This is a genomic window from Azospira restricta, assembly GCF_016858125.1.
GTDB classification, from domain to species: domain Bacteria; phylum Pseudomonadota; class Gammaproteobacteria; order Burkholderiales; family Rhodocyclaceae; genus Proximibacter; species Proximibacter restrictus.
The window spans coordinates 3758516-3783330 of the sequence record NZ_CP064781.1; the positions used below are offsets into that span (position 1 = coordinate 3758516).

Below are 24815 nucleotides of genomic sequence, written 5' to 3' on the forward strand. Positions count from 1 at the left end.
CACGCCCGACCGCACCGCCAGCGATGAAAATACTGCTCGCCCTCCTCCTCGGCCTCGCCGTGCTGCTCGCCGGCTGCAGCGAACCGCCGCCGGCCTTCAAGTCCACCGACATCTCCGGCGTCGACTGGGGCAAGGACTTCGCGCTCACCGACCACACCGGCCAGCCGCGCCGGCTCGCCGACTTCAAGGGCAAGGCGGTGGTCCTCTTCTTCGGCTTCACGCAGTGCCCCGACGTCTGCCCGACGACGCTCTCCGCGATGCGCGAGGCGGTGAAGCTGCTCGGCGACGACGGCAAGCGCGTGCAGGTCGTCTTCGTCACGCTCGACCCGGCGCGCGATACGCAGGCGCTGCTCGCGCAGTACGTGCCGCAGTTCGACCCGGGCTTCGTCGGCCTGCGTGGCGACGACGCGACAATCGCCGCGCTGGCGAAGGAATTCAAGGTGTTCTACGCGAAGCAGCCGGGCAAGACCGCGGACACCTACAGCATCGACCACTCGACCGGCAGCTACGCCTTCGACCCGCAGGGTCGCCTGCGCCTGCTGCTACGCCACGGCGAAGATCCCGCCAACATCGCCGCCGACCTGAAACTGCTGCTCGCCGGCAAATGACCTACCGGAGTCCGTCCCCATGAAACGCCTGCTTCTCGCCCTCGCCGCTGCCATCTCATTGACTTCGCAGCCGGCGCTCGCCGCGCCGCCGACCCCGAGCCAGATCAACCTCGACATCGGCACGCCGCCGGTGATCGCGGTGCGGCACTCGTTGGCGCAGCGCCAATCGCGCCTGATCCGTTTCTTCGACGCCGGCATCATGGGTCTCGACATCAACGGCATGGTCAAGGTTCGCGACCAGGAAAGGCTCAGTCGGCAACACCTCTCCGTACAACAGGCGGCCGGCAAGACGATCGACCAGGAAAATCCGGACCGCATGTCGCTGATCTACGCGATCGCCGAGGCGCATGGCGGCAAGGAAGCGATTCCCGTGGTCAAGGAAATGATGGCCAAGCGCTGGCGCGAGCAGTTCAAATCCGGCTGGTGGATGGAGGACGAGCACGGCAACTGGATCAGGAAACCCTGAGCGGCACCGCCGCGCCTGCGGCGATTTGCCGCAGGCGGCGGCCCCCGTCCCGCCGTCTATAATCGCGCGGCCGGCCCCGTCGCCGGCGCCTCTCACTGGAATTGCGAAGGAGCCCCGCTTGAAACCGATCCGTAGCCAAGCCGCCGCCGCGCTGCTCGCCCTCTTCTCGACCGGCGCGTTTGCCGCCGACCTCGACGTGAAGACGCCGTGGGTCCGCGGCACCGTCGCCGGGCAGAAGGCCACCGGCGCCTTCATGGAGCTGAGCGCGCCGGCCGGTGCCGTCGTCGTCGGCGTCGCCAGCCCGGTCGCCGGCGTCACCGAGATCCACGAGATGAAGATGGACGGCGGCGTCATGAAGATGCGCCCGACGCCGCGCCTCGAGGTGCCCGCCGGCAAGACGGTCAGCCTCGCACCCGGCGGCTATCACGTGATGCTGATGGACCTCAGGCAGCAGCTGAAGAAGGGCGACACCGTGCCGCTGACGCTGCAGGTCGAAACGAAGGACAAGAAGATCCAGTCGGTCGAAGTGAAGGCCGAAGTGCGCGAACTGACCGCCAGCACCGCCGCCAGCGACCACAAGCACGGCCACCAGGGTCACTGACCCGCCCCGCGGCGCACCGCCCGGTGCGCCGCCTCTTGCCTGCGGACGCCGCTACGCCATGCGGCGCTGCAGCGTCGCCAGCGCCGCCAGCAACGCCGCCGCCGCGACGCCGTGGCCGACGATCAGCCACAGGCCGAGGCCGCTGGCGACCGCGGCCAATCCCATCACGAAGACCAGCACGAGCAACGCTGCCAGCGCCAGCGCCGCCGGCCGCCGTTCCGGCCGGCGCAGCGCCCGCCACGCGGCTGCGCCGAGCAGCAGCAGTGCAAGCAGCGCGAAGGCACGGTGCAGCAGGTGCAGCGCGGCAGCGCCGGCATCGCCCGGCAGCGCCGGTGCGGCCGGCTGCAGCAGCGGGTTCAGTGCCTGCCAGCCGGCGGCCAGCGATCCGCCGTCGCAGCCGGGCAGCGACGGGCAGGCGGCCGCCGAATAGGTGGCGCCGATCCAGGCACCGAGCAGGACCGCCGCCGTCAGTGCGCCGCCGCCCAGCGTCAGCAGCCGGCAGCCGGGCGCGGAGGCCGGCGCGGCCTCCTGCTGCGCCGCCAGCGCCGTGCGCCAGGCGAAGCTGACCAGGCCAAGGCCGCCGACGATGTTGAGGAAGCCGACCAGCGCCCGGCGCGGATCGGCACTGAGGAAGCCGAGGCCCGACAGTGCCAGCATCAGCAGCAACAGCAGCACCGCGTAGCGTGCCGCCGGCAGCGGCGACGGGCGCAGGCAGCGCCAGACGAGGACGATGGCGAGCAGCAGCGCCGCCGTCGCGGCAATGCGGTGCAGCAGGCGGGCGGCGCCGTAGTGCAGCGGCGCCGGCTCGCCGGAGAGGATCTGCGCGTAGCAGGCCGGCCAGTCGGCACAGCCGACGCCGGCCGCGTCGAGGCGCAGGTAGGCACTGACCGCGACCACCAGCAGCGAAAGCGCGGCAATCGCCAGCGCCAACCCGCGCACGACGGCGCGGCGGCGGTCGTCAGCGCTCACCGGCGGCCACCGGCGGCGGCAGGCGCCACCCGCAGCTCGTGGTTGAGCCACAGCAGCACGCCGAAGACGACCATCGCCCCGCCCTGGTGGGCGGCGCCGAGTGCGACCGGCACCGCCAGCAGCAGCGTCGCGATGCCGAGCCCGATCTGGGCCGCCAGCACCACCAGCAGCGCCGTCGCCGCCAGCCGCGCGCGCGCCGACACCGGGCCCCGGCGCAGCTGGAACCAGAACCACGGCACCAGGAAGGCGAGCAGCCAGGCACCGAGCCGGTGGTCGAACTGGACGGTGGCCATGTTGTTGAAGAAGTTCAGGTACCACGGCTCGATCATGAAAATCTCGGGCGGAATGACGTGCCCGTTCATCAGCGGGAAGGTGTTGTAGGCCTTGCCGGCGCGGATGCCGGCGACGAAGCCGCCGGTGATCACCATGTAGAAGACGAGGATCGCCAGCCAGAAGCCGATCCGCTGCAACCGGCGCAGCGCGGCGTCGGCGGTCGCCCGCGCGCGCTCGGCGACGAGGTCGAGCGCCACCCAGAACATCGAGATGAAGATCAGGAAGGCGATCGACAGGTGCGCGGTCAGGCGGTACTGGCTGACGCGCGGATCGTCGACCAGTCCGCTCTTGACCATGTACCAGCCCATCGCCCCCTGCAACCCGCCGAGCGCGAAGATGCCGAGCAGCTTGGGCACCAGCTGCGGGGAAATCTTCCGGCGCAGCCAGAAATAGGCGAAAGGCACGAAGAAGACGACGCCGATCAGTCGCCCGAGGACGCGGTGCAGGTATTCCCAGAAGAAGATCCCCTTGAATTCGTCGACCGACATCTGGTGATTGACCTTCTGGTATTCGGGGGTTTTCTTGTACTTTTCGAAGGTTTCGTCCCATTCCTGCGCATTCAGCGGTGGAACGATACCGACGATCGGCTGCCACTCGACGATCGACAAGCCGGAATGGGTCAGGCGGGTAATGCCGCCGACGACGAGAATCGAGAAAACCATTGCACTGCAGATGAACAGCCAGGTGGCGAGCTGGCGGCGGGCGGAGCGGTCCATGCGCGAATCCGGGAGCTGAAAAAGGAAAGGATTATAGGCGCTTTCCCGCCCGCCATTCCATGCGACAATCCGCGCCCCCTGCGACAATCCGCCGCATCTTTTTGATGTGCGTCAATTCACCGTAAAGCCCACTGCGGGTATGCTTCGCGCACTGTGCCGAAGTACCGTAAAAGTTTGTCTTTTTTGCGATTTACCGTGCGCCGCAAGCGCCAATAACGATGGAGGGTAACAAGATGGCCGACAACAACGACGACGACGTTCCGTTCATGCAGAAGCTGCTCGACAACCACTTCCTTTTGCTGTTCCTGGGTGTCGCCTCGCCGACGATCCTCTACACGCTGTGGGGCATCGTCGACATCATGAACACTCCGCTTGCCAAGTAATTTCAACCAATAGAGGGAGAACTCAATGAGTGCAATTCTGCCGCCGTCGGAACGGCTCTGGTGGAAGGAACCGATCGCCAAGACCGAGTGGTTGTGGATCGCGATCGCCTTCGTCTGGGGCATGATCATGTTCGTCATGATGATCTACTGGCACATCTACGGAAAGCAAAACCTTTCCAACGAGGCCTACAAGACCACCCCCGAGGCGTTCGCCGCCAAGGCCGAGAAGTTCATCGCCGAAAATACCATCCGCAAGGAAACCGACCAGGAAATCCCGGTGGTCAAGGTTCCGGCCGGCGGTGACGGCTACCTGATCGCCCGCCTGTGGAACTGGTACCCGATCCTCGAACTCGAGAAGGGCAAGGAATACAAGATCCACCTGTCGTCGATGGACTACAACCACGGCTTCTCGCTGCAGCCGGTGAACATCAACATCCAGGTGGTCCCGGGCTACGAGCACGTGGTCAAGATGACCCCGACCTCGACCGGCACCTTCGCCATCGTCTGCAACGAGTTCTGCGGCATCGGTCACCACTCGATGCTCGGCCGGATCTACGTGAAATAAGGGGGAATAAATAGTGGCAACCACTTACCGCACCTGCCCGGCATCCGGGCTTCAGTTCGAGGCGCACGCCGAGAAACTGATGAAATGGAATGCCGTCGTCGCCGTGCTCTGGCTGCTCGTCGGCGGCATCACCGCGATCGGCGTCATCATGACCCGCTGGCCGGCGTTCAAGCTGCTGCCGCCGGACCAGTTCTACACGATCCTCACCGCGCACGGCATCGACATGCTGCTGTGCTGGATCATCTTCTTCGAGATGGCGGTGCTCTACTTCGCCTCCTCGGTCCTGCTGCGCTGCCGCCTGGCCGCGCCGAAATGGGGCTGGGTGCAGTTCTGGCTGATGGTCGTCGGTAGCGTCATGACCAACGTCGCCATCTTCCAGGGCGAGTCGAGCGTGATGTTCACGTCGTACGTGCCGATGCAGGCCGCGCCGCACTTCTACCTCGGCCTGATCCTGTTCGCCGTCGGCGCGCTGATCGGCTGCGGCGTGTTCTTCGGCACGCTGGTCGTCGCCAAGAAGGACAAGACCTACACCGGCTCGATCCCGATGGTCACCTTCGGCGCGCTGACCGCCGCGATCATCGCCGTGTTCACCATCCTCACCGGCGCCGGCATCCTGCTGCCGACCTTCCTGTGGTCCGTCGGCCTGATCAAGGAAATCGACGCCCAGCTGTACCGCATGGTCTGGTGGGGTCTGGGCCACTCGTCGCAGCAGATCAACGTCTCGGCCCACGTCGCCATCTGGTACCTGATCCCGGCCATCGTCATCGGCGCCAAGCCGCTGTCGGAAAAGGTGTCGCGCGGCGCGTTCCTGATGTACATCCTGTTCCTGCAGCTCGCCTCGGCCCACCACCTGCTGTCCGACCCGGGCATGAGCGCCGAGTGGAAGGTGCTGAACACGTCGTACTTCATGTACTTCGCGGTGATGGCCTCGATGATCCACGGCTTCACCGTGCCGGGCGCGATCGAAGCGGCCCAACGTCGCAAGGGCTTCACCAACGGTCTGTTCGAGTGGCTGCGCAAGGCGCCGTGGGGCAACCCGGCCTTCTCGGGCATGTTCATCTCGCTGGTGTCGTTCGGCTTCCTCGGCGGCATCTCCGGCGTCGTGCTCGGTACCGAGCAGATCAACATGCTGATGCACAACACCTTCTACGTGCCGGGCCACTTCCACACCACGGTCGTCACGGGTACGACGCTGGCCTTCATGGCGGTGACCTACCTGCTGGTGCCGACGCTGTTCAAGCGCGAAATGATCCACCCGAAGCTGTGCCAGATCCAGCCGTACCTGTTCGGCATCGCGATGTCGATCACCGGCCTCGTCATGATGGGCGCCGGCACGCTGGGCGTTTCCCGCCGTCACTGGGACATGGCCTTCTCGGGCGCGCCGTTCCAGTATGAGTGGCCGGGTGCCGCCTACCTGATGATGGGCATGACCGGCTTCTTCGGCGTGATCACCATCATCGGCGGCGCGCTGTGGATCTACCTGGTCGTCGGCTCGCTGCTGTGGGGCAAGAAGCTCGAAGGCGGCGCCGTCTCCGACAAGCCGACCCCGATCCCGGCCGCGACGCCGGCCGCTTCGGCCTCGCATCATGGCAGCGACCACGTCGGCGTCCCCGGCACCGTCGTCCTGGTGATGGCCCTGCTGGTCTCCTTCGTGCTGTACTACTTCGTGAACTGGAAGTACCTGTCCGAAGTCTGGCTGCTGAGCTAAGCGCAGCTTCCCCGCGCCTCCGGGCGCGGGGCCTGCCTCAATCGCCCTTGTCCGCAGGGGCGATTCAAGCAGGTTCCCGATCACGAACCACTCCATCGAGCGCCACACAAGAACGCCTATGCAATCGACGACGCCCACCGCCAGCGCACCCGGTCTCACGGTACGCACCATCCTCGGCCTGTTCAAACTGCGCATCGGGGTGGTGATCACGTTTACCGCACTGGCCGGCCTCGCGGTCAGTTCCGGCCCGAGCCTGTCGGCGCTGCAGCTGATCGTGCTGACGCTGTCGGTGCTCGTCTCGTCGGCCGCCGCCGGCGCCTTCAACCAGTATTACGAGCACGACCTCGACCCGAAGATGGCGCGCACACGCAACCGCCCCTTCGTCACCGGCCAGATCAAGCACGGCCCGTTCTGGCTCGGCGTCATCGGCGTGCTGACGGTAACCTCGGTCGGCGCCGCCTGGCTCGCGCTGAACGCCTGGGCGGCGCTCTACGTCTTCCTCGGCGCCTTCTTCTACGCGATCGTCTACACCGTCTGGCTGAAGCGCCGCACCTGGCTGAACATCGTCTTCGGCGGGCTGGCCGGCAGCTGGGCGGTGCTCGCCGGCGCCACCGCCGCCGACCCCGGCCACGGCGCCGTGCCGCTGGCGCTGGCCTTCGTGCTCTTCCTGTGGACGCCGCCGCACTTCTGGTCGCTGGCGATCGCCTGCCGGGACGACTACGCCGCCGCCGGCGTGCCGATGCTGCCGGTCGTCGTCGGCAACGAGCGGGCCGCCCGGACCATCTTCTACAGCACGCTGGCGCTGGTCGCCGCCTCGCTGCTGCCGGCCGCCTTCGGCCTCGGCTGGGTCTATCTCGGCGCCGCCGTGCTCGGCGGCGGGCTGTTCATCCAGAAGGCCTGGCAGCTGACGCGGAATCCCGAGCGCAAGACCGCGCTCGCCTGCTTCCACGCGTCGCTGATCCAGTTGACTCTGGTGTTGCTGGGCGCGATCATCGACGCCCAATTCTGACCGGACCCTGCGGGTGACCCTTCGCTTCCTCCTGGCCGCATGCGCGGCCGCGCTCTCGCTGTCGCTGCCGGCCGCCGCCGCCGACGACGCGAACCCGGACAAGCCCAAGTTGACCGCCCGCCCGGCGACCTCGCTCAGCCCCGGGCTGACGCTGACGACGCTCGACGAGAACGCCGCCTTCGAGCGCTCGCAGGCGGCGATCGGCCAGCCGGTCGGCAACTTCGCGCTGCTCGACCGCGACGGCAAGCCGGTCGAAATGTCCCGCTTCAAGGGCAAGCCGCTGCTGGTCAACTTCATCTACACCGCCTGCTTCCAGGTCTGCCCGACGACCACGCGCAACCTGCAGAAGGCCATCGACGAGACCGTCAGCGTGATGGGCGCCGACCGCTTCAACATCGTTACCATCGGCTTCAACCAGCCCTTCGATTCGCCGCAGGCGATGAAGGACTTCGCCAAGCGCTACGGGCTCGACCTGCCGAACTGGGAGTTTCTCAGCCCGGCGCCGGCGATCGTCGGCGACGTGACGCAGAACTTCGGCTTCAGCTACGTGGCGACGCCGGCCGGCTTCGACCACCTCAACCAGGTGACGCTGGTCGACGCCGACGGCAGGATCGTCCGCCAGGTCTATGGCGAGAAGTTCACGCCCAAGGACCTCGCCGAGCCGTTGAAGCTGCTGATCGCGAACTCGGCGATCCCGGCCGAGGCGAGCACGGTCAAGGAGCTGATGGAACGGGTGCGCATCCTGTGCTCGGTCTACGACCCGGTGTCCGGCCGCTACCGCACCAACTACTCGGTGTACATGATGGTCGCCGGCTTCCTCACCTTCGTCGGCTTCACGATCTACCTGTCGATCAACATGTGGCGCAACCGGCGCCGCGAAGACCCGCCCGTCGCCTGAGCCAGGTGCGGAAGCACCTTGCGCGGAAGTACTCCCGGGGTGCGCCCGAACCAGGTGCGGAAGCGCCTCGGGAACGCCTGAGCCGCCGCCGGCGAAATCGGCCGGAATTGATGCGGGTCAAGTCGCCTTGATGCGGCGAAGAATATCATTAGCGGCTAATAAACCAACGCTGCCAGTACGGATATTCCCGCGGACGATTCCGTGATCCTCGAAGCCCACTTCCGCCAGCTCATCCGGGTGCCGTTCCAGCGGTGCGAGGAGGCCTTCGACCTGTTTTTCGGCGGCGCGCACAACCCCTTGCGCCACCTCGGCGCGCTCGGCCTGTTCCTGCTCTGGATCATCGTCGGCAGCGGCCTCTACCTGTACATCGCGCTCGACACCGGCGTCGCCCAGGTCTATTCGTCGATCGGCGCGCTCTCCGAGGAGCAGTGGTACTTCGGCGGCATCCTGCGCAGCCTGCACCGCTACGCGTCCGACGGCTTCGTGCTGGCGATGGGCCTGCACCTCGTCCGCGAGTTCGCCTACGGCCGCTACACCGGCTTCCGCTTCTACTCGTGGCTCACCGGCGTGCCGCTGATCTGGCTCGCGTTCGCCAGCGGCATCGGCGGCTACTGGATCGTCTGGGACCAGCTGGCGCAGTTCTCGGCGATCGCGACCACCGAGCTGCTCGACTGGCTGCCGATCTTCAGCGAGCCGTCGGCGCGCAACTTCCTCGCGCCGGACTCGATCAACGACCGCTTCTTCACGCTGCTGGTGTTCATCCACCTCGGCCTGCCGATCCTGCTGCTCGCCGCATTGTGGGCGCACGTGCACCGCATCTCGCGGGTCGACCACCTGCCGTCGCGGCGGCTGATGGGCGGCACGGCGGCGACGCTGCTGCTGCTCGCGCTGGCGAAGCCGGCGACCAGCGACGCGCCGGCGAACCTCGCCGCGGTGGCGGCGGAAACCCGCCTCGACTGGTTCATCCTCTTCCTGCACCCGCTGACCGACCTCACCTCGCCCGGCACCGTGTGGACGCTGCTGTTCGGCGCCACCGCGCTGCTCTGCGCGCTGCCCTTCCTGGCGAAGCGCACGCGGCAGCCGGTCGCCGTCGTCGATCCGGCGAACTGCAACGGCTGCACGCGCTGCCAGGCGGACTGCCCGTATGCCGCTGTGACCATGGCGCCGCACCCGACGCGCGCCGGCTATCAGGTTGCCGTCGTCGACGACGCGCTGTGCGCGAGCTGTGGCATCTGCGCCGGCGCCTGCCCGTCGTCGACGCCCTTCCGCAGCCAGCAGACGCTGCTCACCGGCATCGACCTGCCGCAACTGCCAGTCGATGCGCTGCGCGCCGAGCTGGAGGCCAAGCTCGCCGCGCTCGCGGGCGAGACGCGCGTGCTCGTCTTCGGCTGCGCCCACGGCGCGCACGCCGGGAGGCTGGCGGCAGCCGACACCGCCGTCATCGAGCTCGTTTGTGCCGGCATGCTGCCGCCGTCGTTCGTAGAATACGCGCTGCGTACCGGCGCCGACGGCGTACTCGTCGCCAGCTGCCGCGAGAGCGGCTGCGACTACCGCCTCGGCGAGCGGTGGACGATCGAGCGCCTGAGCCGCCGGCGCGAGCCGCAACTGCGCGGCCGGATTCCCGCCGAACGGCTGGCCGCCGCCTTCGTCTCGGCCAACGACGACGGCGCGCTGGCCGCCGCGCTCGCCGCCTTCAGAAACAGGCTGCGCAGCCTGCCGGCTGCCGGCGAAAAGCTTCAACCTTATCTTCGGAGAACCGCCCACCATGCTTAAACCCGCCGCCGCCATCGCCGGCCAGGTCGTCCTCTACGGCGCCTTCGCCGCCTTCATCGGCTACTTCGCGACCGACCCCGTCTACCGGCAGATTCCCGACGACGTCGCGGTGATCAAGGTGTCGTTCAGCCACCTCGGCGACCGCGAGTGCCGCAAGCGCACGCCCGAGGAACTGGCCAAGCTGCCGCCGAACATGCGCGCGCCGATGGACTGCCCGCGCGAGCGTTCCGACATCCGCTTCGAGCTCGACATCGACGACCAGAACGTCGTCCGCCACGTGCTGCACCCGACCGGCCTCTACAAGGACGGCATCTCGACGATGTACCGCCGCCTCGAAGTGAAGGCCGGCACGCACAAGTTCTCGGTGCGCATGCAGGACAACGTCAAGCAGGAGGGCTGGAAGTTCATCAAGGAGGAAACGGTCGAGCTGAAACCGGCGCAGGCGATGGTCATCGACTTCCACCCCGACAAGGGCGGCCTCTTCTTCAAGTAAGCCTCCCGTCAAGCATTCGCCCTCACCACCTTCGAGCGGACAAGAAAATGGTCAAGTTACTGCAAGCAACCCTGCGCTGGTGTTTCATGCGCGTCGAAAACGTGTTCAACCTCGCCTTCGGCGACAAGCTGAACCCCTTCTACCACCTCGGCACGATCAGCTTCTGGCAGTTCTGGCTGCTGGTCGGCACCGGCTTCTACCTGTACATCTTCGCCGACACCGGCGTCCACGACGCCTTCGAGTCGGTCGAGGCGATCACCCACGACCAGTGGTGGGCCGGCGGCATCATGCGTTCGATCCACCGCTACGCGACCGACGGCATGATCCTGACGATGTTCCTGCACCTGATCCGCCACTTCGCCTACGACCGCTACCGCGGTTTCCGCGCCTTCTCGTGGATCACCGGCGTCGTGCTGCTGGTGCTGGTGTACGTCGCCGGCATCAACGGCTTCATGCTGGTCTGGGACAAGCTGGCGCAGTTCGTCGTCGTCGCCGTCGCCGAGTGGTTCGACGTGCTGCCGATGTTCAACGGCACCGTGATCCGCAACTTCCTCTACGAGGGCAGTGTGAACAGCCGCCTGTTTACCCTGCTCGCCTTCATCCACCTCGGCGCGCCGCTGATCGTCGTCTTCATCATGTGGGTGCACGTGCAGCGCGTGCCGCGTGCGCACATCAATCCGCCGATACCGATCCGCTATGCGGTGACGCTGATGTTCATCGCGCTGTCGCTGATCAAGCCGGTGCTCAGCCAGGGCGGCGAAGCCGATTTCTCGGTGGTGCCGACCAACATCGGCTTCGATTGGTTCGAGCTGGGCGTGCTGGCGCTGGTCTATGAAATGGACCCGCTGAAGCTGTGGTACCTGGTCGTCGGCGCCGGCATCGTCTTCGTGCTGGTGCCGTGGCTGCCGCCGAAGCGCCACGGGGCCGCCAAGGCGGAAGCGGCGATCACCTTCCATCCGGCCAACCGCGCGGTGAAGCAGCGCTTCGACGAGACCATCCTCGACGCCGGCCTGCGCCAGGACATCAACCTGCCCTACGAATGCCGCAACGGCGGCTGCGGCGTCTGCAAGTGCACGGTGCTCGCCGGCAAGGTCGATCCCGGCCTCTACCAGCCGAACGCGCTGTCGGCCGAGGAACTGGCGCAGGGCAAGGTGCTCGCCTGCTGCGCGACCGCGCTCGAGGATGTCGAGATCGAGTACGACGCCAGCGCCGTCCGCACCAACATCAAGGAATACACCGCCAGCGTCGTCGAACTGACCCGGCTGACGCACGACGTCATGCGCGTCACGCTGAAACTGCCCGGCAGCGAGCGGATCCAGTTCAAGGCCGGCCAGTACATCAACATCATCCTCGACGACGGCCAGCGCCGCGCCTTCTCGTTCGCCAACCCGCCGCACTACGGGGACATCATCGAGCTGCAGATCCGCCTGATGCCGGGCGGCAGGTTCACGACGCACGTGTTCGAGGGCATGAAGGTCGGCGACGCGGTCCGCTTCGAAGGCCCGATCGGCGACTTCACGCTACGCGAATCCGACCGTCCGATCGTCTTCGTCGCCGGCGCCACCGGCTTCGCGCCGGTGAAGAGCATGGTCGAGGACGCCTTCCGCCGCGGCATCAAGCGCCCGATCCACCTCTACTGGGGTGTCCGCCAGCTGAAGGACCTCTACCTGCCGGAACTGCCGCAGCAGTGGGCGAAGGAACATGCGAACTTCCACTTCGTGCCGGTCATCTCCGAGCCGGCGCCGGAGGACCACTGGACCGGTCGCACCGGCATGGTGCACGAGGCGATCCTCGCCGACTTCCCCGAGCTGAAGGGGCACGAGATCTACGCCTGCGGTTCGGTGCGTATGGTCGAGGCGATCTTCCCCTTCCTCAAGGCGCACGGCGCCGAGGACGGCCAATGCTTCTCCGACGCCTTCACGCTGTCGGCGCGCTCGATGGCCTTGCAGCCGCAGGCGAAGTAAGAGACGGCCCGACGAAAAAGGCCGCCCGGCATTGCGCCGGGCGGCCTTTGTTTTTGCCGGAGTCGGCGGCTTACCTGGCGGCGACCAGCCGGCGCAGCAGCGGATCGAGTTCCTCCTCCCTGACCGCGCCGTAGAGCGAGAACGCCACCTTGCCGTCGCGCCCGAGCACGATCGTGTACGGCATGCCCTTCACCGTCAGCGCCGGCGAGCCGCCGGGGTTGGTTCCCGCCGCCAGCAGCGGATAGGCCACCGGCGTCTTCTGCACGAAGGCCTGCATCTTCTCGGTCTCGTCGAGGCCGATGCCGACGAACTGCACGCCTTCGGCGGCGAAGCGTTCGGCCAGCCGCGACAGCATCGGCATTTCCTCGACGCAGGGTGGGCACCAGGTCGCCCAGTAGTTGATCACGCGGATCTTGCCGTTCCACTGCGCCAGCGCCTGCGGCACGCCCTTCAGGTCGGGCAGCGTCATCGCCATGAGCGCGTCGGCGCCGGCCTGCGCCGCTTCGCCGCTGACTTGGCGCGAGGCGCGCGCCTGCTGCGCCAGCTGTTCCTGCGACGGCATCTGGCTCAGCGTGTACATGCGGTAGCCGAGATAGCCGACCGTCGCCAGCGTCAGCATGCTGGTGAAGCCGAGCAGCGCCATCGCCTTCTTTTCGTTCATGCCGGCCTCCGCTTGCTCATCGCCTTCAGGCAGACGAGGATGAACATGATGCCGCCGATCACCGCGATCGCGCCGCCGGCGCCCATCATGCCCATGCCGATCTGCTGCGGCAACGTCACCAGCGCTTGCTCGGCGCCGGCGACCTTGCGCTGCACGCCGTAGCCGCCCGACCAGGCGAGGCCGAGGACGTGGATCAGCTGGCCGGCACCGTAGACGTAGGGCTGCCAGACCGCCATCCGCCCTTCCGCCTTGCCGAAGCCGAGCATCGGCAGCAGCACGTAGGCCAGCCCCATGAAGGCCAGCGTCACGCCGACCGTCGAGCCATGGTAATGCGCGGGGATGACGACGTTGGCACCCTGGATCAGGTAGCCGAGCACGCCGCCCAGCGCGAACAGCACGAACGAGGCGACGAAGGCCGATTTCGCCGGATGCGCGGCAACCTTGCGCACGCCCCACAGCGACAGCATGCCGACGACGATCAGCGGCCCCATGTACGGGTGGCCCCACTTCATCAGCTTGGCGAACAGCTCCATGTGCGGCAGTGAACCCGGCGGCACGGTCAGGTAGATCAGCGGCACGGCGAGCAGCGGGAAGGCGGCGACCAGGAAGAGGACCGCCTGCGCGCGCGGCGAGGCCTTCGACGGCTGCCCGAGATGCGCGCCGATCCACAGCCAGGCGACGACCATCAGCAGCGCGTGCTGGAACTGCAGCGTGTGGCCGCCGCCCCAGAACAGCACCTCGAAGTAGATCGGCTCCTCGACCTTGGGCACCATCGCCCACGACCAGTAGAACGCCGCCAGCGCGAAGGCGGCAGCGACGGCGCCGAGGAAGCTGCCGAAGCGCAGCGGCTCGGCGGCGATGCGCTGCGGCCAGGTGGTGAGCAGCGCGCGCAGCACCGCCAGCGTGAAGCCGGCGCCGCAGATCCACAGCGCGGCGAAGAAGACCTCGTGCTTGAGCACCGGGATGTAGTTGTTGAGCACCGGTTCGGCGCCCGGGAAGAACGGCGACACGGTCATCACCAGCGTACCCAGCGCCGCCAGCGCGAAGCCGGCCCAGCCCAGCCCGGCCAGCCCGGCGCCGCCGACCGCGCTCCAGATCACCGCGGCGAAGGCCATGAACCAGACGGCGACGGAGAGATCGACGTGCACGATCAGCGCCGAACGGAAGAATTCCTTCAGCGGGAACACGTCCTGGATGCCCGGCGTACGCGAGAACACCAAGAGCAGCGCGAGCAGGCCGGAGCCGATCAGCGCCATCACGCCCAGCCACAGCCAGGCCCGCGCGAGCGCCGTCGGCGCCCCGGGAGAAACCTTCACCACGTCTTGCGAATCCACAGGAACAGCCTCGCCGAAAAGCTGCAAATTATAAGGCCTGGCCGGGGCCGAAACCAGCGCGGGCAGCGGATCCCGGCGGCCCGTACTTGCCTCGCGCAGCGACAAGTGCGAACATTCGCGCGACGCGCGCTGCCGCGCCCGCCTACTCGGATACCCTGCATGCACGGAAACCATCAAAGCATCAACATCGAGGCGCTGCTCGCGCATGTGCCGCTGTTCAACGGACTGATGCCGGCCGAAATCGCCCGCATCGCCCGCGGCACCCGCGAGATCCACGCCGCCCGCGGCGACATCCTGTTCCACAAGGGCGACGCCTGCGCCGGTTTCCACCTGATCGTCTATGGCCAGGTCAAGCTCGCCTTCACCTCGCCGCAGGGCGGCGAGAAGGTCGTCGAGATCCTCAGCCAGGGACAGACCTTCGGCGAGGCAGTGATGTTCATGGACAAGCCCTACCTCGTCTACGCGCAGGCGCTGACCGACTCGCTGCTGCTGCACATCTCGAAGGCGGTGATCATGGAAGAGTTGGAGAACGACCCCAAGCTCGGCCGCAAGATGATCGCCGGCATGGCGATGCGCCTGCACCACCTGATCACCGACGTCGAATCCTACTCGCTGCACTCCGGCCGCCAGCGCATCATCGGCTACCTGCTGCGCGAACAGCTCGACTCCGACGAGGCCGAGAAGGCGGTCACCGTCACGCTGCCGACCAACAAGGGCGTCATCGCCTCGCGGCTGAACCTGACGCAGGAGCACTTCTCGCGCATCCTGCACGAGCTGTCGGACAAGGGGCTGATTACGGTCGAGGGGCGGAAGATCCACATTCCAGATGTGGATAAGTTGCGGGATTACGATCTGTAGCCCCGCCCGGCTGACTCCCGCCCCATACCGGTACCCGACGGAGCGTTGCTGCAGCCGCGTTCCGCGGGGCAAGGGCACCGGCCATCGACGAACTCAACGGTGGCAGGAGAATTGCTTCCAAGCTGATGGTCCGCATACAGGCCGCCCGATGACCGACGCAAATCGCCGCCCACGCCAGAAGCTGCTCGCCCAGTTCCTGAGTTACGTCGCCGTCGGCGGCACGGCATTCGTCGTCGATTTCGGCGTCCTCTATTTTCTTACCGAGCACCTCGGCGTCCACTACCTCGGCTCGGCCACCGCCGGCTTTCTGACCGGGCTCGTAGTGAACTACCTGCTCTGCATCGTCCTCATCTTCGATTTTCGCGCCATCGACAAAGCCGCCCACGAGTTCGGCCTGTTCGCCGTCATCGGCATCGCCGGCCTGCTGCTGAACAACTCGCTGCTCTGGCTGCTCACCGAACTTGCGGGTTTCCATTATCTGGCGTCGAAACTCGTTGCCGCAGCGCTGGTGCTGATCTTCAACTTCACGCTGCGACGCCAGTTGCTGTTCTCCGACAACCGCCTTGCCCGCCGCCTGGGCGGCCGCAAGTTTGCCGAGACCCGATAAGCCATGCCGCCGCAGCCTCCACGCGTCATCATCATCGGTGGCGGCCCCGCCGGCCTGACCGCCGCGCTCGAACTGACGCGCCGCTCGCCGATCAAACCCCTGGTCCTCGAAGCCCTCGACGACGTCGGCGGGATATCCCGCACCGTCGAGTACAAGGGAAACCGCATGGACATCGGCGGCCACCGCTTCTTCTCCAAGTCAGACTGGGTGATGAACTGGTGGCGCGAGATCATGCCGCTGCCGCCCTCGCCGCCGGCGCCGAAGGAGCTGCTGAACCACGTACCGGCCGCAGACCGGGTCATGCTGCTGCGCTCCCGGCTGTCGCGGATCTTCTTCTTGCGCAAGTTCTTCGACTATCCGATCTCGCTGTCGGCGCGGACGATGGCCAACCTCGGCCTGTGGCGCCTGCTCAAGATCGGCGTCACCTACGGCTGGGCGTCGCTGTTCCAGCGCAAGCCGGAAAGGCACCTCGAGGATTTCTTCGTCAACCGCTTCGGACGGGAGCTCTACCGGACCTTCTTCAAGGACTACACGGAGAAGGTCTGGGGCGTTCCCTGCGACCGGATCAGCCCGGACTGGGGCGCGCAGCGGGTCAAGGGCCTGTCGATCACGCGCGCCCTTCTGCACGCCGTGCGCTCGCTGCTGCCGAAGGGGGACACCGGCGACGTCCGACAAAAGAAGACCGACACCAGCCTGATCGAGCGTTTTCTCTACCCGAAGTACGGACCCGGCCAGATGTGGCGGATCGTCCGCGACGAAGTCACGGCCAACGGCGGCGAGGTCCGGCTGGGCTGCCGCGTGAAGCAGCTGCGCCACGACGGCAAGCGCGTGACGCACGTGGAATGGGAGGATGCCGACGGCCACCTCCACGGCGCCGGATGCGACTTCGCCATCTCGTCGATGCCGGTCAGGGAACTCGTCGATGCGATGAACCCGGCGGCGCCGGCGACGGTTGGCGAAGTCGCCAACGGCCTGATCTACCGGGATTTCATCACCGTCGGCGTGCTGCTGCGCAAGCTGCGGCCACAGCCGGCACCGACGCCCGGCGAGCGGCGCCTGAACCTGCTCCCCGACACCTGGATCTACATTCAGGAACCGGATGTCCGCATCGGCCGCCTGCAGATCTTCAACAACTGGAGTCCGGCACTGGTCCGCGACCCGGACACGGTGTGGCTCGGCACTGAGTATTTTTGTCAGGAAGGTGACGATCTTTGGCAGCTCGACGACGAAGCGATGGGCAGACTGGCCACGGCCGAACTGGCCAAAATCGGCCTCATCGACGAAGCGGATGTACTCGACTTCCACGTCGTGCGCGTACCGAAGGCCTACCCGGCCTACTTCGGAACCTATGATCGTTTCGACGAGATCCGTCAGTGGACCGACGCGCTCGCCAACCTCTTTCTTGTCGGCCGCAACGGCATGCACCGCTACAACAACCAGGATCACTCGATGACCACCGCCAAGTTGGCTGTCGATGCAATCATCTCCGGAAGCACCGACAAATCCCCGCTGTGGTCGGTCAATCTGGAAGCTGAATATCACGAGGAAAAGCAGGACGCGACAAAATGATGCGCGAGGACAACATCTACGTCACGGCGGTGATGCCCTGCCTGAACGAGGAGAACTCGATCGGCATCTGCATCGACAAGGCGTTCCGCTGCTTCGCCGAGCTCGGCATCCGTGGCGAGGTCGTCGTCGCCGACAACGGTTCGACTGACCGCTCGGTCGAGATCGCCGAATCGCTGGGCGCCCGCGTCGTCCATGAAAGCCGGCGCGGCTACGGCGCCGCCCTGATGTGCGGGATCGAGGCCGCCAAGGGGCGGATCGTCATCATGGCCGACGCCGACGATTCCTACGACTGGCTGGCGATGGGCGACTTCATCTGCCAGATCGAAAACGGTTTCGACCTGGTGATGGGCAACCGCTTCAAGGGCGGCATCGCGCCCGGCGCCATGCCGCCCCTGCATCGTTATCTCGGCAACCCCGTCCTGTCCACGGTGACGCGCCTGCTGTACGACATCCCGATCGGCGACTTCCACTGTGGCATGCGCGCTTTCACAAACGATGCGTACAAGCGCATGAAACTGCGCACCGACGGTATGGAGTTCGCCACTGAAATGATCGTGTACGCCGCCCAGGCCGGGTTGCGCATCGGCGAAATCCCGACGACGCTGTCCCCCGACAAGCGGGGACGGCCGCCCCACCTGCGTTCGTTCCGCGACGGATGGCGCCATCTGCGCTTTATCGTCACCTACGCGCCGGACTATCTCTACATGGCGCCCGGCAGCCTGTTCTGGCTGCTCGGCCTGCTCGGCCTGATCGGTCTCGTGAACGGCCCGGCGCAACTGTTCGGTCGGGTCCTCGGCATCCATTTTCTCGTTCTCGCCAGCATGCTGTTCCTGCTGGGGAACAGCATCCTCACATTCGGCGTTCTGGCCAAGGCCTACCACAACGCACACCATCCCCTCCCGCCATCGCTGTTCAGCCGCTTCCTGCGGCGCTTCACGCTGGAGAAAGGCGTACTCACCGGGCTCGCGCTATTCCTGATCGGCGCCTCGACCGATGCCTACATCCTGTTCCAATGGATCGAGCGACACCAAGGAGCGATGGCCGACACGGTTCACCTGGCGATCGTCGCCGGTACCGCGACCATTCTCGGACTTCACCTCGTCTTCTCGTCGTTCCTGCTCAACATGATGAAGGCCGGAAGCCCCGCCCATGCGCACGGCAGGGCATAGCGCCGGCGAGGCAATCCTCTACGATCCGCGCTGGTCCGGACAGCACGGCATAGGACGGTTCGCGCACGAGATCATCTCCAGACTTCCCGGCGCTCGCCCCCTGGCAATCAACGCCAGAAGGCTGTCGCCGATCGATCCTCTGGCGATCACCGCCGGGCTCATTGGAAAACGACAATGTGCCTATTTCTCCCCGGGCTTTAATCCACCCATCGCCGCTTCGATTCCCTTTGCATTCACGATCCACGACCTGATTCATCTTAGGTTTCCTGGCGAGTCGTCCCTCCTTCGCCGCCTTTACTACCGCACAGTCGTGAAGCCGGGCGCGCGTCGGGCAAGCTGTATCTTTACGGTTTCTGAGCATGCAAAAGCCGACATCCTCGATTGGGTTGACCTGGACGAACACAAGGTGGTGGTTGTCCCCAATGCGCCCTCCGACCTGTTTTCACCCAACGGTCCACGCCACGAATCAGGCAGCCCTTATTTTCTCCACGTTGGCCGTCGTGCCCGCCACAAGAACATTCCTCGACTGGTAGCCGCCTTTTCGCGCGTCAAGATGCGTGATGCGCGACTATTCTTTACCGGACACCCGGATCCCGAAACGGAAGCGTTGATTGCCATGCACAAGATCGGCAACCGCGCAGGCTTCACTGGGCCCATTGACGACTCGACGCTGGCCAGCCTTTATCGCGGGGCACTGGCGCTCGTCTTTCCGTCCCTTTATGAAGGATTCGGCCTCCCTGTGCTGGAAGCCATGGCTTGTGGAACCCCTGTGATAACGTCCACACACCCTGCCCTAATGGAGACGGCAGGCTCAGGCAATGCCCTGTTCGTCCCGCCGGAGAGTGAAGAGGCCCTGACGCAGGCAATGGATCGGATGACCGAGGCCGCAGAGGGCCGCGCCGAGCTTCGCACGCGCGGAATCATTCGTGCCGGAGCGTTTTCCTGGCAGGACAGCGCAACGGTGGTTGCCAGAGAACTCACCCAGGCGCTTCAGGCATGCCAGTGAAGGTCGGCATGCCCGAACACGACCGCGCCATGCCCTCGATGAAGAGCTATCTGGGCAGCGCCTTCTGGCTGCTCGTCGAAAAAGTTCTCCGTCTGACCAGCGGCCTTCTCGTAGGCATCTGGCTGGCCCGCTACCTTGGTCCCACCGACTTCGGCTCTCTCAGCTACGCGCTTAACCTGGTCGCCCTCCTGGCCGGGTTTTTAACCCTGGGGCTCGACAACCTTATAGTCCGGGAACTCGTCAAAGCGCCCGACCGCGAAGACCGGCTGCTCGGAACCGCGCTCGGGATGCGCATCGCAGGCCTAGCCCTGTCAGCTGTCGCTGCCTGCGTCATTCTTGCCCACAGCAACGCCACGACTGAAACGCGGTTTTTGGTCGGGCTGATCTGGCTGTCCACCCTCTTCCAGCTGCTGAACTTGATCGAACTCCATTTCCAGGCGCATGCAACGACCAGGAACACCGCCATCGCCAATAGCGCGGCAACCATCCTTTCGGCGCTGCTCAAGGCGGCATTGATTTGGAACGAGGCGCCCTTGGCGCTGTTTGCGGCAGCTTCGATTCTGGAAACGTCGATTCTTGCGATCTTTCTCGCTTCGTTCTACCAGAAGGCCGGGCGACGCATATTGCGCTGGCGCTTCGACTGGGCAATCGCGAGCCTTCTCGCGCGACAGGGGTGGCCGCTGTTTCTTTCGGCGCTCGCCATCGCGGTCTATTCCCGGATTGACCAGATCATCATCGAAGCCTTGCTGTCGGCCGAAGCCGTCGGTCATTACGCGGCAGCAACCCGATTGAGCGAATCCTGGTTCTTCATTCCGACAATCATCTGCAATGCGTTGCTGCCTTCGGCCATAGCCGCAAGGTCGGCCAGCGCGGAAACATACCGGCACATTCAGTTCAGGATATACCGCAGCATGTTTGTTCTAGGTGGCGCAGTTGCGCTGCCGGTGACGCTGCTCAGCGATGAGATCACCCTGCTGCTATACGGACCGGCCTACACGTCGGCCGGCACAGTTCTTTCGATTCACATCTGGAGCGGCTTGTTCGTCGGCCTGGGATGCGCGTCCAGTCTTTGGCTGATTGCGGAGGGCCTTACTCGGTATTCCCTATACCGGACATTCATTGGCGGGGTAGCTAGCGTCACCCTGAATTTCCTATTGATTCCGAAACTTGGTTTGACAGGAGCCGCGATCTCGGCGCTGTGCAGCTATTTCATTGCCACCTTCAGCCTGCTGTTGTTTTCCAGAACACGGGCCTGTGGCATCGCCATGCTATTCCCCCGTATGCCAAAGTAATGAACGGACACGTCGAATGTTGAAAACCTTCGTCAAACTGGTCGGCAACGCTCGTCCGCTGGCCGACCTGATCAACAACGGCCCGCTTTCGGAGGACGGCTGGTTCTTGAGCTGGCACCGCAAGGAATCTATCGACGCCCAAGGCAAACCGATCCCCTGGATGACTTACCCGGCAATCGAATTCCTCAGCCGTCACCTGCCCAAGAACATACGCGTGCTTGAATATGGCTGCGGCAACAGTACCTATTGGTGGGCAGCACGTGCCGCATCAGTCGTGAGCATCGAGCACGACCCCGACTGGTATGCACGAACACGCCCCAAGCTCCCCCCTCATTGCACCCTTAAGCACATTTCCCTTGAAAACGAAGGAGACTATGCACGAGCAAGCCTTGCCTACGACCATGCGTTCGAGATCGTGGTTATCGACGGAAGGGATCGTGCCAGCTGCCTTCAGCACTGTCCGCAGGCACTTACCGATGACGGAATCATCATCCTTGACGACAGCTGGCGTGAGCACTACCAGGAAAGCATCAGAAAATTGCTCAGCAAGGGTTGGCGACGTATCGAGTTCATCGGTTATGCGCCGATCTCCAGCGCCAGAGGCGAAACGTCGATTTTCTATCGAGACGGCAACCTTCTCGGTCTCTAGTTCATCGCTGACGGGAAGCCACCATGGAAACGGCCGTTCTCTTCCTTGTTTTCAATCGCCCGGAAACGACCCGACGCGTGTTCGCCGCGATCAAGGCAGCCGCCCCGGCAAGGCTCTACGTCGCAGCAGACGGACCACGAGCTGGCCGCCCGGATGACCAGAAACGCTGCAAAGAGGCTCGGGAAATCGCCGCAGCAGTGGATTGGCCATGCTCCGTCAAGACACTTTTCCGGGAGAAAAACCTGGGCTGTCGCGTCGCGGTCAGCACCGCGATCGACTGGTTCTTCGAATGCGAAGAGCAGGGAATCATTCTGGAAGACGATTGCCTGCCAGATGCCTCCTGGTTCCCGTTCGCCAGCGAAATGCTTGCGCGATTCCAAAACGAAGAACGGGTAATGTGCATCTCTGCAAGTCACTTCCATGGCGCCAACCATCAGCCGGAATACAGCTATTTCTTCAGCCGATACAACCATTGCTGGGGTTGGGCCACCTGGCGACGAGCCTGGCAGCACTACGACAAGGAAATGGAAGCGTGGCCGCAACTCCGGAACACCGGATGGTTACTCACTATGGGGGGAGGGACCCGTCTGTTTTCTCACTATTGGTCGAGCATTTTTGATTTGGCCCATGAAGGAAAAAAAATTGACTCATGGGCATATCGGTGGACCTTCTCGTGCTGGACACGAGAAGGGCTGACGGTGCTGCCGGCTCGTAATCTGGTCACCAATATCGGGTTTGGCGTTGACGCAACCCATACGACACGAACCTCGACCGAATCGGGCACTCCAGGCCTGGAACGTATCGCCTTCCCGCTTCGACACCCGACCGCGGTCATTCGCGATGAATGGGCGGACCGATGGACCGATCGCCATGTTTTCGGAATTTCGGCACTCGCGATCACAAGAAGAAACATTGAAAAAATCCCTCTCGTTCACGCCTTGATGGCATCATTGTCCAGCATCCGTTCTGCATTACGGGGACGCCCGTGATCCGCGGTTCCTTCGATGGCCGACCGCATCCATTCGCGCACGCTCTTGCGGCAACGCCATCCACTGACATCAAGCCAAGTGAGCACTGACACGATTGCGGTATGGGGGTTTCGGCTTCCGGCCCACCTTCTAGGCGCTTCGGACCGGAAGTATCTGGCCTCGCTCCCGCTGGAATTGCCAAGCATCGAATGGCTCTGGTCCGAAATGGACCGGATATGGGTTGCCTACGGCTTGAACAACAAAGTCCCGGACCAGCCGCTCCTTCAGCAGTACTACAGCCACCCCGTTTGGATCGCGAACGGCGTATTCACTGCTCAAGACCCGATTTCCGCATCCCATAGAATCGCAATTGCACACTACGTAGGACGGCTGGGAACGAAGGAAGTGGCCGATTACGGCGGCGGATTCGGAGAACTCGCGCGCACGATATCGACCCACACAGAGGCAGCCCGCGTCGCCGTGATCGAGCCCTATGTCACGGCTGTTGCCAAGGCACTATCGGCAGGAAACGAACGCATTTCCTTTCTTCCAAGCCTCGATGACGAGCGATACGATCTCATCATTGCCCAAGACATACTTGAGCACGTGGCGGATCCCCTCGGCACCACAAATGCACTTTCGAGAGCGTTGAAGCCGGGAGGATTCGCGATCATCGCGAACTGTTTTTTCCCGGTGATTCAATGCCATCTTCCGGCCACATTTCATTTGCGGCACACGTTCCGATTCGTTGTGCCATGCCTCGGACTGAAATACGTCGGCAGGGTCCCCGGGGCAGAGCATGCCCAGATATTCGTCAGGAGTGGCGCGCCTGACCTTGCAAAGCTAAGGAATATGGAACGCGCCAGCCAGACGTTAGGTCCCGTACTGAACGCTCTAGGGGACGGATGGGATGCCTTGCGACGGAAACTGAACCGATGACCCCTCTCCTCGTCTCGAACTCCGACGGCGGCGGCGGAGCGGCCCGTGCCGCAACTAGACTGCACCGCGCCTTACTTGGACAAGGCATACATGCCCGAATGCGTGTTCGCCACAAAACCGGCGACGAACCGTCGGCGGAAGGCTCCGGCAACTGGCACGGCAAGCTCGCAGACCGGCTGCGCCTGCCGATGGGCGACCTGTACAAGCGACTGCAGAGAACGACCAATACGGCGCCGCACTCCGCCAACCGGATGCCGTCCCGGTGGGCCCGGCTGCTCGACACGTCCAACGCCGATGTGATCAACCTGCACTGGCTCGGCGACGAAACGATGTCGATTGCGGATATCGGCCGGATCCGGAAACCGATCGTCTGGACGCTGCACGACATGTGGCCTTTCTGCGGAACCGAGCACTATGCGGACGACTCGCCCACGGCTCGCTGGCGACGGGGCTACACGGCTGACAATCGCAACCCCGCGGATACAGGCATCGACCTCGACCGTCTGGCCTGGCACGACAAGCGACAGGCATGGCGGAGGCCGATGCTGCTGGTGGCGCCGAGTAACTGGCTCGCAGCCTGCGCCCGTGGGAGCGCATTGATGTCCGGCTGGCCGCTGACGGTGATTCCCAACGCGCTCGACACCGGCCTCTACAAGCCGCTCGACCGCACCTTCTGCCGGCATGCGCTCGATCTGCCACAGGACGGCCGACTGATTCTTTTTGGCGCCCTCGGCGGCGGACAGGATCCGCGCAAAGGTTACGATCTTTTGCTCGGGGCGCTGGCCAGACTCCGCCTACAAACGATGCAGGAAAAAGTCACCTGCGTGGCGTTCGGCGCCAGCCAACCATCGCCGCCTCCGGAGCTGCCGCTGCCCGTGCGGTGGCTTGGGCGAATCCAAGACGACTTCTCGCTGGCCCTGCTCTACAACGCGGCCGACGTCACCGTCGTGCCGTCGCGGCAGGAGAACCTGCCGCAGGTCGCAACCGAGGCACAGGCCTGCGGCTGCCCGGTGCTGGCCTTCGACTGCACTGGCTTGCCCGATGCCGTGCTGCACCGGCACACGGGCTATCTGGCACGCCCCTACGATCCGGACGATCTGGCGGAAGGGCTGCGCTGGCTGCTAGACGACGAAGATCGCCGCCGCTCGCTGGGCGTCGCTGCGCGGCAACGGGCTGTCCTACTGTGGCACCCGGACATCGTCGCGAAGCAGTATCTGGAAGTCTATCGGCAGGCCGTCGACAGTCTACCGACGAACGGGTAACACACGGCCTGACGA

At 64.9% G+C, this 24815-nt stretch carries 25 protein-coding genes; 21 read left to right on the forward strand and 4 right to left on the reverse strand.

The window, feature by feature from the left end:
* The first annotated feature begins 23 nt into the window (after positions 1-23).
* The 3 genes from IWH25_RS17870 (at position 24) to IWH25_RS17880 (ending at position 1675) form a co-directional block, all read left to right on the forward strand.
* The gene (locus tag IWH25_RS17870) at positions 24-608 is read left to right on the forward strand and encodes an SCO family protein (RefSeq protein WP_203387108.1); all 585 of its coding nucleotides are present in this window, start codon (positions 24-26) and stop codon (positions 606-608) included.
* A gap of 19 nt (positions 609-627) precedes the next feature.
* Positions 628-1074, forward strand: coding sequence for a DUF1318 domain-containing protein (locus IWH25_RS17875; RefSeq protein ID WP_203387109.1), 447 nt, complete (start codon positions 628-630; stop codon positions 1072-1074).
* A 118-nt stretch (positions 1075-1192) separates the two neighbouring features.
* A complete protein-coding gene (locus IWH25_RS17880; RefSeq protein WP_471219614.1) occupies positions 1193-1675 on the forward strand; it encodes a copper chaperone PCu(A)C in 483 nt (160 codons plus the stop codon).
* A 51-nt stretch (positions 1676-1726) separates the two neighbouring features.
* On the opposite strand, the gene IWH25_RS17885 is transcribed toward IWH25_RS17880, so the two are convergent.
* Together IWH25_RS17885 and IWH25_RS17890 are read right to left on the reverse strand one after the other, a co-directional pair.
* Positions 1727-2644: a COX15/CtaA family protein gene (locus IWH25_RS17885; RefSeq protein WP_203387110.1), complete on the reverse strand. Its 918-nt coding sequence runs from the start codon at positions 2642-2644 to the stop codon at positions 1727-1729.
* Positions 2641-3693, reverse strand: coding sequence for a COX15/CtaA family protein (locus IWH25_RS17890; RefSeq protein WP_203387111.1), 1053 nt, complete (start codon positions 3691-3693; stop codon positions 2641-2643). The genes IWH25_RS17885 and IWH25_RS17890 overlap by 4 nt, the downstream gene beginning before the upstream one ends.
* Before the next feature lie 233 nt (positions 3694-3926).
* Here IWH25_RS17890 and IWH25_RS17895 point away from each other — a divergent pair, with 233 nt between their 5' ends.
* The 8 genes from IWH25_RS17895 (at position 3927) to IWH25_RS17930 (ending at position 12486) form a co-directional block, all read left to right on the forward strand.
* The gene (locus IWH25_RS17895) at positions 3927-4076 is read left to right on the forward strand and encodes a hypothetical protein (RefSeq protein WP_203387112.1); all 150 of its coding nucleotides are present in this window, start codon (positions 3927-3929) and stop codon (positions 4074-4076) included.
* Between the two features lie 25 nt (positions 4077-4101).
* Positions 4102-4641 carry a cupredoxin domain-containing protein gene (locus IWH25_RS17900; protein WP_203387113.1) on the forward strand — a complete coding sequence of 180 codons (540 nt, stop codon included), beginning with the start codon at positions 4102-4104 and terminating at the stop codon, positions 4639-4641.
* A 13-nt stretch (positions 4642-4654) separates the two neighbouring features.
* Positions 4655-6349 (forward strand): cbb3-type cytochrome c oxidase subunit I, encoded by a 1695-nt coding sequence (locus IWH25_RS17905; RefSeq protein WP_203387114.1) that lies wholly within the window; start codon positions 4655-4657, stop codon positions 6347-6349.
* A 118-nt stretch (positions 6350-6467) separates the two neighbouring features.
* Complete coding sequence (gene cyoE, locus IWH25_RS17910; protein WP_203387115.1) at positions 6468-7358, forward strand: heme o synthase; 891 nt, start codon at positions 6468-6470, stop codon at positions 7356-7358.
* 13 nt (positions 7359-7371) lie between these two features.
* On the forward strand, positions 7372-8256 hold the full coding sequence (locus tag IWH25_RS17915; protein ID WP_203387116.1) for an SCO family protein: 885 nt from the start codon (positions 7372-7374) through the stop codon (positions 8254-8256).
* 201 nt (positions 8257-8457) lie between these two features.
* Positions 8458-10029, forward strand: coding sequence for a hydrogenase iron-sulfur subunit (locus IWH25_RS17920; RefSeq protein WP_203387117.1), 1572 nt, complete (start codon positions 8458-8460; stop codon positions 10027-10029).
* On the forward strand, positions 10022-10522 hold the full coding sequence (locus IWH25_RS17925) for a hypothetical protein (protein ID WP_203387118.1): 501 nt from the start codon (positions 10022-10024) through the stop codon (positions 10520-10522). The genes IWH25_RS17920 and IWH25_RS17925 overlap by 8 nt, the downstream gene beginning before the upstream one ends.
* 86 nt (positions 10523-10608) lie before the next feature.
* Positions 10609-12486, forward strand: coding sequence for a 2Fe-2S iron-sulfur cluster-binding protein (locus IWH25_RS17930; protein WP_203387119.1), 1878 nt, complete (start codon positions 10609-10611; stop codon positions 12484-12486).
* Positions 12487-12556: 70 nt separating this feature from the next.
* Here the strand turns inward: IWH25_RS17930 and IWH25_RS17935 are convergent, their stop codons facing one another.
* Positions 12557-13147, reverse strand: coding sequence for a TlpA family protein disulfide reductase (locus IWH25_RS17935; protein WP_203387120.1), 591 nt, complete (start codon positions 13145-13147; stop codon positions 12557-12559).
* Positions 13144-14481 carry a heme-copper oxidase family protein gene (locus IWH25_RS17940; RefSeq protein WP_203387121.1) on the reverse strand — a complete coding sequence of 446 codons (1338 nt, stop codon included), beginning with the start codon at positions 14479-14481 and terminating at the stop codon, positions 13144-13146. Before IWH25_RS17940 ends, IWH25_RS17935 begins: the two co-directional genes overlap by 4 nt.
* Positions 14482-14640: 159 nt before the next feature.
* On the opposite strand from IWH25_RS17940, the gene IWH25_RS17945 reads away from it, so the two are divergent.
* From IWH25_RS17945 to IWH25_RS17990, 10 genes are all read left to right on the forward strand, one after another.
* Positions 14641-15339, forward strand: a complete 699-nt coding sequence (locus tag IWH25_RS17945; RefSeq protein WP_203387122.1) for a Crp/Fnr family transcriptional regulator — start codon at positions 14641-14643, stop codon at positions 15337-15339.
* A 148-nt stretch (positions 15340-15487) separates the two neighbouring features.
* Complete coding sequence (locus tag IWH25_RS17950) at positions 15488-15946, forward strand: GtrA family protein (RefSeq protein ID WP_203387123.1); 459 nt, start codon at positions 15488-15490, stop codon at positions 15944-15946.
* A gap of 3 nt (positions 15947-15949) precedes the next feature.
* Entirely contained in the window at positions 15950-17515 is a 1566-nt protein-coding gene (locus IWH25_RS17955) for an NAD(P)/FAD-dependent oxidoreductase (protein ID WP_203387124.1), read from the forward strand.
* On the forward strand, positions 17512-18684 hold the full coding sequence (locus tag IWH25_RS17960; protein WP_203387125.1) for a glycosyltransferase family 2 protein: 1173 nt from the start codon (positions 17512-17514) through the stop codon (positions 18682-18684). The genes IWH25_RS17955 and IWH25_RS17960 overlap by 4 nt, the downstream gene beginning before the upstream one ends.
* On the forward strand, positions 18665-19690 hold the full coding sequence (locus IWH25_RS17965) for a glycosyltransferase family 4 protein (protein ID WP_203387126.1): 1026 nt from the start codon (positions 18665-18667) through the stop codon (positions 19688-19690). The genes IWH25_RS17960 and IWH25_RS17965 overlap by 20 nt, the downstream gene beginning before the upstream one ends.
* Positions 19691-19698: 8 nt before the next feature.
* Positions 19699-20982, forward strand: a complete 1284-nt coding sequence (locus tag IWH25_RS17970; RefSeq protein WP_203387127.1) for a flippase — start codon at positions 19699-19701, stop codon at positions 20980-20982.
* 16 nt (positions 20983-20998) lie between these two features.
* On the forward strand, positions 20999-21631 hold the full coding sequence (locus IWH25_RS17975; protein WP_203387128.1) for a class I SAM-dependent methyltransferase: 633 nt from the start codon (positions 20999-21001) through the stop codon (positions 21629-21631).
* 23 nt (positions 21632-21654) lie between these two features.
* Complete coding sequence (locus IWH25_RS17980) at positions 21655-22620, forward strand: hypothetical protein (protein ID WP_203387129.1); 966 nt, start codon at positions 21655-21657, stop codon at positions 22618-22620.
* 15 nt (positions 22621-22635) lie between these two features.
* Positions 22636-23538, forward strand: a complete 903-nt coding sequence (locus tag IWH25_RS17985; RefSeq protein ID WP_203387130.1) for a class I SAM-dependent methyltransferase — start codon at positions 22636-22638, stop codon at positions 23536-23538.
* Positions 23535-24800, forward strand: a complete 1266-nt coding sequence (locus IWH25_RS17990) for a glycosyltransferase (protein WP_203387131.1) — start codon at positions 23535-23537, stop codon at positions 24798-24800. Before IWH25_RS17985 ends, IWH25_RS17990 begins: the two co-directional genes overlap by 4 nt.
* Positions 24801-24815 lie beyond the last annotated feature (15 nt).

Coding starts and splice junctions, on each gene's coding strand:
- IWH25_RS17950 (WP_203387123.1), top strand. CDS start 15,488: ATGACCGACGCAAATCGCCGCCCACGCCAGAAGCTGCTCGCCCAGTTC.
- IWH25_RS17975 (WP_203387128.1), top strand. CDS start 20,999: ATGTTGAAAACCTTCGTCAAACTGGTCGGCAACGCTCGTCCGCTGGCC.
- IWH25_RS17965 (WP_203387126.1), top strand. CDS start 18,665: ATGCGCACGGCAGGGCATAGCGCCGGCGAGGCAATCCTCTACGATCCG.
- IWH25_RS17935 (WP_203387120.1), bottom strand. CDS start 13,147: ATGAACGAAAAGAAGGCGATGGCGCTGCTCGGCTTCACCAGCATGCTG.
- IWH25_RS17955 (WP_203387124.1), top strand. CDS start 15,950: ATGCCGCCGCAGCCTCCACGCGTCATCATCATCGGTGGCGGCCCCGCC.
- IWH25_RS17930 (WP_203387119.1), top strand. CDS start 10,609: ATGCGCGTCGAAAACGTGTTCAACCTCGCCTTCGGCGACAAGCTGAAC.
- IWH25_RS17900 (WP_203387113.1), top strand. CDS start 4,102: ATGAGTGCAATTCTGCCGCCGTCGGAACGGCTCTGGTGGAAGGAACCG.
- IWH25_RS17960 (WP_203387125.1), top strand. CDS start 17,512: ATGATGCGCGAGGACAACATCTACGTCACGGCGGTGATGCCCTGCCTG.
- IWH25_RS17980 (WP_203387129.1), top strand. CDS start 21,655: ATGGAAACGGCCGTTCTCTTCCTTGTTTTCAATCGCCCGGAAACGACC.
- IWH25_RS17925 (WP_203387118.1), top strand. CDS start 10,022: ATGCTTAAACCCGCCGCCGCCATCGCCGGCCAGGTCGTCCTCTACGGC.
- cyoE (WP_203387115.1), top strand. CDS start 6,468: ATGCAATCGACGACGCCCACCGCCAGCGCACCCGGTCTCACGGTACGC.
- IWH25_RS17970 (WP_203387127.1), top strand. CDS start 19,699: ATGCCCGAACACGACCGCGCCATGCCCTCGATGAAGAGCTATCTGGGC.
- IWH25_RS17890 (WP_203387111.1), bottom strand. CDS start 3,693: ATGGACCGCTCCGCCCGCCGCCAGCTCGCCACCTGGCTGTTCATCTGC.
- IWH25_RS17875 (WP_203387109.1), top strand. CDS start 628: ATGAAACGCCTGCTTCTCGCCCTCGCCGCTGCCATCTCATTGACTTCG.
- IWH25_RS17895 (WP_203387112.1), top strand. CDS start 3,927: ATGGCCGACAACAACGACGACGACGTTCCGTTCATGCAGAAGCTGCTC.
- IWH25_RS17990 (WP_203387131.1), top strand. CDS start 23,535: ATGACCCCTCTCCTCGTCTCGAACTCCGACGGCGGCGGCGGAGCGGCC.
- IWH25_RS17945 (WP_203387122.1), top strand. CDS start 14,641: ATGCACGGAAACCATCAAAGCATCAACATCGAGGCGCTGCTCGCGCAT.
- IWH25_RS17985 (WP_203387130.1), top strand. CDS start 22,636: ATGGCCGACCGCATCCATTCGCGCACGCTCTTGCGGCAACGCCATCCA.
- IWH25_RS17870 (WP_203387108.1), top strand. CDS start 24: ATGAAAATACTGCTCGCCCTCCTCCTCGGCCTCGCCGTGCTGCTCGCC.